The organism is Nostocoides japonicum T1-X7 (genome assembly GCF_001046855.1).
Lineage (GTDB): Bacteria > Actinomycetota > Actinomycetes > Actinomycetales > Dermatophilaceae > Nostocoides > Nostocoides japonicum.
In genome coordinates this window covers 4,615,510-4,627,859 of record NZ_HF570958.1, presented here as the reverse complement: position 1 = coordinate 4,627,859, position 12,350 = coordinate 4,615,510, and the positions used below count along the sequence as shown (strand labels likewise).

Sequence of the window (12,350 nt, the reverse complement as noted above, 5' to 3'; positions counted from 1 at the left end):
CCCGCCGGCGGCCACTGACGCGCGGACCCGGGCGCCGATCCCGCGAGGAGGTGATCCCACCGAGGCGCGGGCGGCCAGGCCGAGTGCGCGCCCGGCCCCACCGACAGGAAATGGTGGGCGCGGTGGCCCGGCCCCACCGACAAGCATCCGGAGTGCGCGCCCGGCCCCACCGACAGGCAATGGTGGGCGCGGTGGCCCGATCGTGGTCCGGATCGTGCTCAGGGAGACCGAGCCGAGTCGCGTGGACCATCCTTATGCCTGTCGGTGGGGCCGCGGCTGATCCTGTCGGTGGGGCCGCGGCGCGCCGGACGGATCGCGTGGCGGGCTGGTGGTCACCCGCGGCGAGCCGACCTCTCGGTCGCAAGCTCAGCCGGCGCGCCGCTCGCCCCGGCGCCAGGGACGACTCCAGGCCTCCCGCCGACCGTTCCGGGCGACACCCGTCAGCCGGCGGACCTGACGCCCTCGCGCCTCGTCGGCGAGCCCGTCGTCGAGCACCTCGGGACGGAACGGCTCACCCGTCGCCCGCTCCGCGGCATACCCGATGAGCGCGTCGGCGAGGCGAGGGTTGGCCGGCAGGATCGGCCCGTGGAGGTAGGACCCGACGACGTTGGCGGTGCGCGCGCCCTCAGTGCCGTCGTCGGGGTTGTTGCCGTAGCCTGCCCGCACGCGGCCGAAGGGCGCCTGCCCGGGACCGAGCGTCGTCGAGCCGCTGTGGTTCTCGTAGCCGACGACGTCGCCGAACTCGGTGTCGAGGACGACAGGTCCGATCATCCGGGTCCGGTTCCCCTGGGTCGTCACGTCGAGGATGCCGAGGCCGGGCAGACGGGTGCCCTCGACGGTGATGAAGGCGTTGCCGAAGAGCTGGTACATCCCGCAGATCATGAGCATCGGCACGCCGTCGGCGGCGAGCGTCCGCAGCCGGTCGGCGTTGCGGTCCAGGTCCTCCTCGACCCGCAGCTGGCCCGAGTCCTGACCGCCGCCGCCGAGGAGCAGGTGCGGGTCGTCGGGGAACGGGTCGCCCGGGTCGTGGCCGACCACCTCGGCCTGGTAGCCGTGGCGCCGGATCCGCGCGGCGAGCGCGCGTGTGTTTCCGAGGTCGCCGTAGATGCTCATCTCCCGCGGGTAGAGGTGGACGACGCGGATGACGCCCTTGCTCATCTCAACCCTCCTCGCCGAAGTCGGGCAGGTCGTGGCGGGCGGCGAGCGTCCGGCGCAGCGCCATCATCGCCGTGTAGGTGCAGAAGATCCGCTTCGGCTCGTCGGGGTGGGCGGCCGTGAAGGCGTCGAGGGCCGCCGTGAGCTCGGGCTCCACATGGGCGACGGGCACCTCGTCGTACTCGAGACGGAGGGCGATGTCGTATGCCCGGATCCCGCTCGTCCACGCCACTCCCCTCTCCCTGAGGGACTCGAACGACACGTCGTAGAGCCAGGACACGTCGCGACCGTCGGCGTCGTTGTCGTTGACGGCGATCATCGTCGCGACCGGTGACGAGCCGTAGGTGCCGAGGGCGACGGTGAACCCTGCGGGGTTCTTCACGAGGACGAGCTCGAGCGGCTGGCCGCCGACCATGACGACCTCGCCGCGTCCGAACGGCGGCCGGACGAGCGCGAGCGCGTCGGCTGCCGTCTGCGCCGAGAAGGCGTCGCCGAGGAGCAGCCGAGCCGTCGTCGTCGCGGCCGTCGCGTTGATCATCGCGGCGAGCCCACGCTGCTGGAGGGTGACCGGTCCGACGGCGCACTCGCCGAAGACGATGTCGAAGGCCCGCTCATCACGCGGCCGGAGGAGTCCGTCGTCGGGGCCCGGGGTCGGCGGCGTGAACGGCTCGCCGAACCGGACGTCCTGCTCCCGCAGCTCCGGCAGACGGTCGGCGATCGACGCGTGGACCCCGAAGTACCGCACGGTGAGCCGGTCGCCCTCATCGTCGGCGATGCGCGCCACGAAGTCGTCGTCGAGGTTGAGGACGACGCCGTCGGTCGTATGCCGGGCCAGGCCCGCGAGCAGCCGCGCGGTGTGGTCGATCTCGGCGAACCGGTCGAGCTGGTCACGGGCCACGTTGAGCAGGAGGGCATGGGTCGGCCGGACGGTCGCGGCGAACTTCAGGGCGTGCGCCTCGTCGAGCTCGAGGACGGCGAGGTCGGCGTCGAGGCGTCCGGACGGTCCGATCTGCGGGAGCATCGAGGAGACGACCCCGCGGGTGAAGTTCGAGCCGGTCGGGTTGGTGAAGACCGTCCGCCCGTGGGCCCGGAGCAGGGCGACGAGCATCTTCGTCGTCGTCGTCTTCCCGTTCGTGCCGCTGACGACGACGATCCCGCCGGTGACCTGCGACAGCGTGTGGCGGAGGAACTGCGGGTCGACCTTCTCGGCGACCAGTCCGGGGAGCGCCGAGCCACCGCCCCGCATCCTGCTCGCGACGCGTGCGGTCTTGCCGGCGAGGACGGCGGCCGAGGTTCGCAGGGGCACCGGCCAAGCCTAGGTGAGAGACCCCCACCCCTGGCCATCTGCCACCCGATCGGGGCCTGTGCACCACCCCAGCCGGCCCTCTGCCCACCCGATCGGGCCATCTGCCACCCAATCGGGGCCTGTGCACCACCCCCTGGCCATCTGCCACCCGATCGGGGCCTGTGCACCACGCTCAGCCGACCCGCCGCCCAACCGGCCTGGCCATCTGCCACCCGATCGGGGCCTGTGCACCACAGACGGCCGGGTCAGGAGCCGGGCCGGGACCAGCCTGTCGCCCGCTCGTCGACGTCGAGCCAGGGGTGGGACCGATCGTTCTGCTCGGCCGCACCGGCCTCCGACCGGGTTCCCTCGAGCCGGGCGATGAGCGTCGCGTAGGCGGCAGCCCGTTCCTGCGGTGTCGTGTGGCTGGAGCGGATGAAGGCGACGAGGCGCTCGGTCTCGGCGAGCGCCGCGGTCTCCTGCGGCGTGAGGTTCGCGACGGCGAGCCGGCGGGCGGCGTCCTCGGCGGTAGCGAGGGCGGCGGCGAAGTCCGCGACGGCGCGGCCGTATGCCGTCGCGAGGACGTCTCCGACGACCCGCGTCTGCGGTCCGGTGGGCCGCAGGGAGTCGCACCGCGTCATCGCCGCCCAGGCGGCGGCCGTCTCCGGGACGGAGAGGTCACGCATCGCGGGCAGGTCGGCGCCGAGATCGAGGTCGCGCTGGTAGTCCAGGAGTCGGCGGGTCAACATCCGGTCGTGCTCGACGAGGGAGGGCAGGTCGCGCGGGAAGTCGGTGAGGTGCGGCATACGGCGCATCCTGCGAGCCTCACCCTGCGGGCCGACCGGGACGTACGACAGGGCGGAGGCGATCCCCTGCTCCGTCGACTCGCGGATCGGGCGGGTGACCTTCTCGCGGACGAGCAGCATCGACCCGTAGACGACGGCCAGCCCGCAGCCGACCCCGAACCGCCACATCCACGTCGCAACGGCCCCGAACGCTCCGGCAACCCCCGACTCGGGGTGGGAGCCGAACAGCACGACGGCGGGTACCTCGGGCAGGAGGAGGAGCAGCCCACCCGCCACGACCATCACCACACCGGAGCGGCGCGTCGAGTGGGCGGCGGCGCGGTCCTTGACCCGGAAGCGGCCACGGAGGTACCGCCCCCAGCCCCAGAGGACCGTCGTCGCGCCCGTCATGGCGACCAGGACCGTCACGAGCGCTGCCATGCCGCCTCCGTCCTGTCCCACCGCACCCCCGGGGCCTGTCCTCGAGGCGTCCCTCCATTGTGCGCGGGCGACAGGTGGCCGGGAAACTGTCCCGGGCCCGCGTCCCACGTACGGACGGCCCACTCTCCGTCCGAGCGCGACCGAGCCCCGTCGACGGCGCCTTCGATGCTCTACGGTGAGCCTGCCGGACGATCCGGGCGAAATGCCGCCCATCCGGACCCGGCATCGGAGAGGACAGCCATGCCACGGAGCACACGAACCCGGTCCCTGATCGTCGGCGCCACGACGGTCGCCCTCCTCGGAAGCCTCGCGGGTGCCGGTGGAGCCAGGGCCGCGTCCCCGACCGCCACCCCGAAGGCTGCGGCACCCTGTGTCGTCGACAGCCCCGCCTTCCGCAAGGACACCGAGCAGGTGGTGTACGAGGTCAGCTTCGGGACCCCGTCGGCCACCGTCCTGCGCCCGGGCGGCCTCGGCTACGTACCGACGGCACTGGCATACGACCGTCGGTACAGCGAAGGGGCCGGATTCGGCTCCTTCTACGCGGTCTCGCCCAAGGGCGTCGTCAACTACGTACGGGTGAACAGCACAGCCCGCCCGAACGGGTCGGTCGCCTACTCCTACAGTCAGCAGCGGATCCGCTCCGGGTGGCAGGGGGTCCGCCAGCTCGCCGAGGGGTACGACCGGCTCTTCGCGCTGTCGGGCGGCACCCTCGTCCGGTACGCCAAGCAGTGGGATCCGGACTACGGGCTCGGGAAGCGGACGGTGATCGACGGGTCGTTCGCCGACGTCCGGACCATGGCGTATGCCCGGGGCGAGGAGCGCCCCTCCGGCGCCGACCTGGACGTGCTCATCGCGACGTTGTCCTCCGGGGCGCTCGTCGAGTACTCGATCACCCAGTCCGGGCGCGTGGCGCGGGTCACGACGCTCGCGGCGACCGGCTTCGGCTCCTACGCGAGTCTGTCCCTCGGGCCGTGCGAGATCGAGGGTGCCCGGGGGCTGCTCGGGATCACGACGGCAGGCACGGCATACGCGTTCTTCGATCCGGACGAGGCCGACGGCTCCGCGCGCGACATGGTGCGCGTCAAGGTGGCGACGGGCTGGCGCGCCACGAGCTACAGCTCGTAGGCCCGGGACCGCTCACTCCCACTCGATCGTGCCCGGCGGCTTGCTCGTCACGTCGAGGACGACCCGGTTGACCTCGCGGACCTCGTTGGTGATCCGGGTCGAGATCCTCGCGAGGACGTCGTAGGGCAGCCGCGTCCAGTCGGCCGTCATCGCGTCCTCGCTCGAGACCGGGCGGAGGACGACCGGGTGGCCGTACGTCCTCCCGTCGCCCTGGACCCCGACCGAGCGGATGTCGGCGAGGAGGACGACGGGGCACTGCCAGATCTCGCGGTCGAGCCCCGCGGCGGTCAGCTCCTCGCGGGCGATCCGGTCGGCGGCGCGGAGCACCTCGAGGCGCTCGGCCGTCACCTCGCCGATGATGCGTATGCCGAGTCCCGGGCCTGGGAAGGGCTGTCGCCAGACGATGGCCTCGGGGACGCCGAGCTCGAGGCCCACCTGGCGCACCTCGTCCTTGAAGAGCGACCGGAGCGGCTCGACGAGCCCGAACTGGAGGTCGTCGGGCAGGCCGCCGACGTTGTGGTGGGACTTGATGTTCGCGGTGCCCTCTCCCCCGCCGGACTCCACGACGTCGGGATAGAGGGTGCCCTGGACGAGCCACTTCACGGGATGCTCGTCGTCGCCGCGGTCGCTGACGACGTCGCGGGCGGCCTGCTCGAAGACGCGGATGAACTCCCGCCCGATCGTCTTGCGCTTCTCCTCGGGGTCGGTGAGCCCGGCGAGGGCGGTGAGGAATCGTTCGCGGGCGTCGACGACGACGAGGTCGACGCCCGTCGCGGCGACGAAGTCCTTCTCCACCTGCTCGGCCTCACCCGACCGCAGCAGGCCGTGGTCGACGAAGACGCAGGTCAGCTGGTCGCCGACGGCCCGCTGGACGAGAGCGGCGGCGACCGAGGAGTCCACGCCCCCGGACAGCGCGCAGAGGACCCGGTCCGCGCCGACCTGGGCCCGGACCTCGTCGACGAGGGAGTCGACGACGTTGGCCGCGGTCCACGTCGGCGCGATGCCCGCGCCGTTCCGCAGGAAGTTCTCCAGGACCCGCTGGCCGAACGTCGAGTGGACGACCTCCGGGTGCCACTGAACGCCGTAGAGCCGGCGCTCGTCGTCCTCGATCGCCGCGACCTCGGCCCCCGCGGAGGAGGCGGTGACCCGCATACCGGCCGGTGCCGCGGTGACGGAGTCCCCGTGGCTCATCCAGACCGACTGGTCCCCCGGCTGGCCCTTGAAGAGGGTCGAGTCGGTGTCGGACACGTGGGCCGGCGTGTTGCCGAACTCCGACAGGCCGGTCCGCGCGACGGTGCCGCCGAGCGCCTGCGCCATCGCCTGGAAGCCGTAGCACATCCCGAAGACGGGGACCCCCGCGTCGAGGATCGCGCGGTCGAGCGCCGGCGCCCCGTCCTCGTAGACCGACGACGGCCCGCCGGACAGGATGATCGCGGCGGGATGCTTCGCGAGCAGCTCCTCGACGCTCGCGCGGTGGGAGACGACCTCGCTGTAGACGTTCGCCTCGCGGACCCGCCGGGCGATGAGCTGGGCGTACTGCGCGCCGAAGTCGACGACGAGGACGGGGCGGTCGGCGAGGGCGGAGTCCGCCGGCTCGACGGGGTCGGTCACCGCCTCGGCGGCGGCCTCGGGATCGGGGTCGGGCAGGGGGCTCTGGGCGCCGGACGTCACGCGACCAAGGCTACAAGCGGGCGGTATGCCACCCGCTCGCCCGCCCCGGTCCGGGCGCCGTGGTGCACAGACCCCGATCGGGTGCCAGACCGCCAGGCTGTCGACCACTGGAGCGTCGAGGGTGGTGCAGAGGCCCCGATCGGGTGCCAGACCGCCAGGGTGAGGCCGGGAGAGGTGGTGCAGAGGCCCCGATCGGGTGCCAGACCGCCACAGACCGTGGTGCACAGACCCCGATCGGGTGGCAGACCGCCAGGTCAGGCGGACGGGGTGCCCGCGAGGTGCGCCTGGACGTACCGCGTCATCCGGTGCTCGATGTAGAAGGAGAGGAACGGCACGCAGCCGGCGAGCATGACGAGGACCATCCGCAGGAGCGACCAGCCGGCCTTGAACCCGAGGTTGGCCGTCGCGACGACGTAGATGATGAAGATGAAGCCGTGCGGCTGCGGCCACCAGTCGAGGACGTGGTTGTCGAAGCCGTAGCGGAGGATGACCTGGGTCGTCAGCAGGAGGAGCCCGATGCCGACGACGACCGCCATGACCCGGAAGAAGACGAGCGCCTTGCGGATCGTCGTCGGGGCCGCGGTGGTCCGGTGCGGCTTGGTCGTCTGTTGCGTCACGATCGCTCGTCCTTCGTCTCTGCCGGGACCCCTGCGAGCGGGTCCTCCTCGTCATTGTCCGCCAGGCCCTCCGACGCCCGGCGGGCGGCCTGCGTCGTCAGCCAGTCGTCGCGGACGACCTTGACCCACATCCACGCGGCGAAGAGCGCGAAGATCCACCACTGGAGGGCGTAGGCGGCGTTGCGCCAGGCCAGTCCGCTCCCGCCGGTCGGGTTGGGTGGCGGTATGCGACGCAGCTCGGCTCCGAGGTCGACGGCCGCACCGCTCGGCCCGCGTTCCGCGGTCGCGAAGACGAACGCGTCGTAGAGCTGCCCCTGCCACTGGTTGACGAGGACCGACAGGTCGACCGCGCCGAGCTGCCCCTCGGGAAGGGCACCCATCGTCGACGGCGACTCGCCGGGCGCGAGGGATCCCGTCACGGTGACCCGGCCGGTCGGCGGTCGGGGAGCCTGCGTGGGGTCGGTCACGAAGCCGCGGACGACCGCGAGGACACGCGTCGCCGCCGACAGGCCCGGCGGGTACGCCGCGCCGCCCGGTGGGGGCGAGGTCCCCGAGACAGTCGCCGAGGCACCGGCGCTCTGCGAGGCAGCCGCCGCACCCAGCGACGGGGAGACCATCGAGGTGGCCGACCGGGAGCCGCCGGTTCCGTTACCGGATGAGCCCTCGGCATACAGCGGGGTGAGGACCCAGTAGCCGTCGACGCCGTCGAGGCGCCGCCCCGCGACGAGGACCTGGCCGTCCGCGGCATACGAGCCGGTCATGGTGACGACGCGACCGCTCAGGTCTCCGGGGAAGTCCTCGTGCGGATGGAGGAGCGTGTCGATGGCTACGGGCGGCTTGCCGGGGTTGGCCGCGACCGTCGACTGGCCGGAGCCCTTGTCCTGGGCGACGTGCAGCTGCCAGAGGCCGAGGCGCCAGAAGAGGCCGATGACCGCGAGCGCCAGGACGAGGAGCCCCAGCCACCTGGGCTTGAGGGCCGTCCGTAGCACCGCTACAGGGTACGTGAGGGGCGAAAACGGTTTGTTCGCGCCGGTGTCCGGGACCTAGCGTGGAGCGGTCATGGAACTGCTCACCGTGCCCGAGCCGGGCACTCCTGCCACGCGCTCGGCCGGCCGCTACCTGTGGTGGCTCGCAGCGCGGCAGTGGAGCACGCTCGCGCTCGGCATGGTCCTCGGCATCGTGTGGATGGTCGCCATCGCCCTCCTGCCGTGGGCGGTCGGCCAGGGCGTCAACGCCGTGACGGCCCACGACACGGCGGCGCTCGCGCGCTGGGCGCTCGTCCTCCTCGCGCTGGGGGTCGTCTCCTCCGTCTGCGGGGCGCTGCGGCACCTCATGGCGGTGAAGAACTGGCTCATCGCGGCCTACCGTTCCGCCGGCCAGGTCCACGACCACGCCCTCGACGCGGGCCCGGCCGTGACCCGCGCCATGCCGAGCGGCGACGTCGTCGCGGTGTTCACCAACGACGTCATGCGGATCGGCGGGCTCTACGACGTGTCGGCGCGGTTCGCCGGCGCGATCGTCAGCTATGTCGTCGTGGCGGCCATCCTGCTGCGGGCCAGTGTCGAGATCGGCCTCCTCGTCCTCGTCGGCGGGCCGCTCCTGCTCGGCTCGCTCGTCCTCGTCGTCCGCCCGCTCCAGCGGCGGCAGGCCGCCCAGCGCGAGGAGGCCGGCCAGCTGACGACTCTCGGCGCCGACACGGTCGCCGGCCTCCGCGTCCTGCGGGGCATCGGCGGCGAGGACGCCTTCCTCCGCCGGTACGAGGCGCAGTCCCAGACGGTCCGCCGGGTCGGCTGGCGGGTCGCGGGTCTCCAGGCCGCGCTCGACTCCTCCCAGGTCCTCCTCCCGGGCATCTTCGTCGTCCTCGTGACGTGGACGGGCGCCCGGGCCGTCGTCGCCGGCGACCTGACGGCCGGCCAGCTCGTCAGCTTCTACGGGTATGTCGCGTTCCTCACCATGCCGTTCTGGACCGTCATCGAGTTCGTCGACCGGGCGATCCGGGCGACGATCGGCGCCCGGAAGGTGCTCGCCATCCTCGCCGTCGGCGCCGACCACAGCGATGCCGTGCCGGCCGTCGACGGCTCGCTGCGCTCCGCGCATGCGGCCCGGGTGTCCCGAGCCGGCCGGGACGGCCACGTGGACCCGTCGGACCTCACCGAGCTCGCGACCGCGCGGGTCCGGCCGTCGGGCCGACCAGCCGGGGTGCCGGAGGTGGACCCGACCGGTCAGGTCAGCCCGGCCGGGCTCGTCGAGCGCGGTACTGCCCGGGCCGGGGTGATGCGTCCGTCCACGCGGGTGCATCCCTCCACGCTGCCGGACGCGGTGGACGCGGGGTCATCGGCCGCCACCCTGGTGACCGGAGACCTCGTCGACCCGCGGTCGGGTGTCGTCGCCCGAGCGGGGCTGCAGACGGCCGTCGTCAGTGCCGCACCCGAGGCGAGCGCCCGGATCGTCGACCGGATCGGCCGGGTCCTCCCCGACCGCGAGCTCGCCGACGACCCGCCGACGGTCGGCGGGGTCCCGGTCACCGCGCTGCCGCTCGACACGGTGCGCCGCTCGATCGTCGTCAGCGAGTCCGACCCGCGCCTGTTCACCGGCTCGCTGCGCGAGGAGCTCCTCGCGGCAGCGGCCTTCACGGGCGAGACGACGCGCACCGGCGACACCGAGATCCTCGAGGCGCTGCACGTCGCGAGCGCCCTCGACGTCCTCGACGCCGTGCCGGGCGGCCTCGACGGGCGCGTCGAGGAGCGGGGCCGGACGTTCTCCGGTGGCCAGCGCCAGCGGCTGGCCCTCGCGAGGGCGCTGCTCGCCGACCCGCCGGCCCTCGCGCTCGTCGAGCCGACGAGTGCCGTCGACGCCCACACCGAGGCGCGCATCGCCGAGCGCCTCGCCGACCACCGGCGGGGACGGACGACCCTCGTCGCGACGGCGAGCCCGCTCGTCCTCGACCGGGCCGACGAGGTCGTCTTCGTCCAGGACGGCGTCGCCGTCGACCGCGGATCGCACACCGACCTGCTGCGGCGCAACTCCGCATACCGGAACGTCGTCATCAGAGGGGAGGTGGACTGAGGTGCCGATGAAGGTCGAGACCGACAAGACCCGCCGCACCCTTCCCGTCTCCGACTCCCGGGCGGTCCGCCGGCACGCCGGTGGGCTCCTCGCGCGGCACCGCGGGTACCTCGCGCTCGTCCTCGGCCTCCACGTCCTCGCGGCTCTCGCGGCCCTCGCCTCGCCGTGGCTCGTCGGGCGGCTCGTCGACGTCGTGAGCGGGCACGCCGGCCGGGTCGGGACGTCCGGCGACGTCGACCGGGTCGTCGGGCTCCTCGTCGTGGCCGTGCTCGTCCAGACGGTGCTCACGTGGGCGGCGAGGCGCAGCGCGTTCATCCTCGGCGAGACGGTCTTCGCCGAGCTGCGCGAGACGTTCATCGGCCGCGCCATCCACCTGCCGCTGTCGACGATCGAGCGCGCCGGCACCGGCGACCTCGTGGCTCGGACCACCCAGGACGTCGAGGCGCTCTCGCACGTCGCGCGGTTCGGGCTGCCCGCCGTCATCGTCGGGCTCGTCACCGTCGTCCTCACCGTGGCGACGGCGCTGGCCACCTCGTGGCTCGCCGCCCTGCCGATCTTCCTCTCGCTCCTGCTCCTCGTGCCGACGACCCGGCGCTACCTCAAGGTCGCGGTCCCCGGGTACCTCTGGGAGCGCGCCTCGTATGCCGAGCTGAGCGGCGTCGTCGCCGAGACCGTCGACGGCGCCCGGACGGTCGACGCCCTCCGGCTCGGGGCGGCCCGCCGGCGCCGTTTCCGCGAGGTCCTCCAGGAGTGCAACGAGGCGGAGAAGTACACGCTGCGGATCCGGCTCTGGTACTTCCCCCTCGCCGAGCTCTCCTACCATCTTCCGCTCGCCGCGACGATGCTGTGGGCCGGCTGGCTCGCGATCGGTGGGCACGTCACGCTCGGCGCGGCGACGGCCGTCGTCCTCTACGTGCGCCAGGTCGCCGACCCGCTCGACGACGTCATCAGCTGGCTCGACGAGATCCAGGTCGGCGTCTCGTCCCTGGCCCGGATCGTCGGCGTCGGCGAGGTTCCGCCCGACCGGACCGCGACCGGTGCCCTCCCCGTGGGGACGGACATCGAGGTCGATGACGTCCGGTACGCCTACCGCGCCGGTCACGACGTCCTCCGGGGCGTCTCCCTCGACCTCCGGCCGGGTGAGCGCCTCGCGGTCGTCGGCCCGAGCGGAGCCGGCAAGTCGACCCTCGGCCGCCTCATGGCCGGCATCGACGGGCCGCGCACGGGGGCCATCACCGTCGGCGGCGTCCCCCTCGTCGACCTCGAGCTCGGTCGGTTGCGCGGCGAGGTCGCCCTCGTCACCCAGGAGCACCACGTCTTCGTCGGAACCCTCGAGGAGAACCTCCGGCTCGCGCGCCCCGGAGCGACCCATGAGGAGCTGTATGCCGCGCTGGCCGCCGTCGACGCGGCCGGCTGGGCCGTCGCGCTGCCGGCCGGGCTCGACACGGTCGTCGGGTCCGGCGGGCACCCGCTGTCCGAGCCCCAGGCCCAGCAGCTCGCGCTCGCCCGGCTCGTCCTCGCCGACCCGCATACCCTCGTCCTCGACGAGGCGACCTCGCTGCTCGACCCGCGGGCCGCTCGGCACCTCGAGCGCTCCCTCGCAGCCGTCGTCGCGGGCCGGACCGTCGTCGCCATCGCCCACCGGCTGCATACCGCTCATGACGCCGACCGGGTGGCCGTCGTCGAGGACGGGCTGGTGTCCGAGCTAGGCTCGCACGAGGAGCTCATGGAGCACGGCGGCGCCTACGCCGACCTGTGGCGCTCCTGGACCCAGGACGCGACCGCCCCCGCCACCCACCCCTGATATGTAGTCGATTTTGTCAAGTGGGCGTGGTGAAGCGGGGTCCTCTGCCTGGGTGGGAGGGGACCCCGCTTCGTCGTTGCCGGGGGTGGTGGCCGGAGGCGGCGTGTCAGGCGACGCGCGGTCAGTCTGATATGCGCGGGTTGGGTACCGCAGGGCCCTTGTTTCGGCTGGACAGGCGTGGCGTGTCTGAGGTCGAGCGTGCCCCTATGGGGGTGCTCACAGGGGAGTCGCCGGTGCTGTCCTCGCGCTGCTGGCCGGTCATCACGGGTGTCCCGGCAACGGGACTGTGGGGGTTAGTCGTCCATCACGGCCAGCGACCAGCACCAGCCGGCCAGTTCGCGGGCGATGGCGGTGGTGGCCACGGTGTGACGTTTCTTGTGGTCGGTCAGGATCTGCCAGCG

General features: G+C 73.1%; 9 protein-coding genes. 3 read left to right on the top strand and 6 right to left on the bottom strand.

Translation table 11 applies throughout. The annotated features are described in order from the left end of the window. Window positions 1-366: 366 nt before the first annotated feature. From BN12_RS21020 to BN12_RS21010, 3 genes are all read right to left on the bottom strand, one after another. Entirely contained in the window at window positions 367-1,158 is a 792-nt protein-coding gene (locus BN12_RS21020) for a type 1 glutamine amidotransferase (protein WP_048555518.1), read from the bottom strand. Window position 1,159: 1 nt separating this feature from the next. Continuing rightward, a complete protein-coding gene (locus BN12_RS21015) occupies window positions 1,160-2,455 on the bottom strand; it encodes a MurT ligase domain-containing protein (protein ID WP_407667827.1) in 1,296 nt (431 codons plus the stop codon). Between the two features lie 251 nt (window positions 2,456-2,706). Then, window positions 2,707-3,666, bottom strand: a complete 960-nt coding sequence (locus BN12_RS21010) for a hypothetical protein (RefSeq protein WP_048555517.1) — start codon at window positions 3,664-3,666, stop codon at window positions 2,707-2,709. Window positions 3,667-3,906: 240 nt separating this feature from the next. On the opposite strand from BN12_RS21010, the gene BN12_RS21005 reads away from it, so the two are divergent. After that, window positions 3,907-4,791 (top strand): hypothetical protein, encoded by an 885-nt coding sequence (locus BN12_RS21005; RefSeq protein WP_048555516.1) that lies wholly within the window; start codon window positions 3,907-3,909, stop codon window positions 4,789-4,791. Between the two features lie 12 nt (window positions 4,792-4,803). Here BN12_RS21005 and guaA read toward each other — a convergent pair whose 3' ends face one another. The 3 genes from guaA to BN12_RS20990 form a co-directional block, all read right to left on the bottom strand. Further along, window positions 4,804-6,402, bottom strand: coding sequence for a glutamine-hydrolyzing GMP synthase (gene guaA / locus BN12_RS21000; protein WP_048556705.1), 1,599 nt, complete (start codon window positions 6,400-6,402; stop codon window positions 4,804-4,806). A gap of 314 nt (window positions 6,403-6,716) precedes the next feature. Beyond that, the gene (locus BN12_RS20995) at window positions 6,717-7,079 is read right to left on the bottom strand and encodes a DUF3817 domain-containing protein (protein WP_048555514.1); all 363 of its coding nucleotides are present in this window, start codon (window positions 7,077-7,079) and stop codon (window positions 6,717-6,719) included. After that, entirely contained in the window at window positions 7,076-8,068 is a 993-nt protein-coding gene (locus tag BN12_RS20990; protein ID WP_048555513.1) for an SURF1 family protein, read from the bottom strand. The genes BN12_RS20995 and BN12_RS20990 overlap by 4 nt, the downstream gene beginning before the upstream one ends. A 70-nt stretch (window positions 8,069-8,138) precedes the next feature. Between BN12_RS20990 and BN12_RS25520 the strand changes: the two genes are divergently transcribed. Further along, window positions 8,139-10,145 carry an ABC transporter transmembrane domain-containing protein gene (locus tag BN12_RS25520; protein WP_053080143.1) on the top strand — a complete coding sequence of 669 codons (2,007 nt, stop codon included), beginning with the start codon at window positions 8,139-8,141 and terminating at the stop codon, window positions 10,143-10,145. 7 nt (window positions 10,146-10,152) lie between these two features. Next, window positions 10,153-11,949, top strand: a complete 1,797-nt coding sequence (locus tag BN12_RS20975; protein WP_048556702.1) for an ABC transporter ATP-binding protein — start codon at window positions 10,153-10,155, stop codon at window positions 11,947-11,949. Window positions 11,950-12,350 lie beyond the last annotated feature (401 nt).

What these genes read in the sequence shown, in the direction of transcription:
- BN12_RS21020 (WP_048555518.1), bottom strand. Translation starts at nt 1,158, where the DNA reads ATGAGCAAGGGCGTCATCCGCGTCGTCCACCTCTACCCGCGGGAGATG.
- BN12_RS21010 (WP_048555517.1), bottom strand. Translation starts at nt 3,666, where the DNA reads ATGGCAGCGCTCGTGACGGTCCTGGTCGCCATGACGGGCGCGACGACG.
- BN12_RS21005 (WP_048555516.1), top strand. Translation starts at nt 3,907, where the DNA reads ATGCCACGGAGCACACGAACCCGGTCCCTGATCGTCGGCGCCACGACG.
- BN12_RS25520 (WP_053080143.1), top strand. Translation starts at nt 8,139, where the DNA reads ATGGAACTGCTCACCGTGCCCGAGCCGGGCACTCCTGCCACGCGCTCG.
- BN12_RS20975 (WP_048556702.1), top strand. Translation starts at nt 10,153, where the DNA reads ATGAAGGTCGAGACCGACAAGACCCGCCGCACCCTTCCCGTCTCCGAC.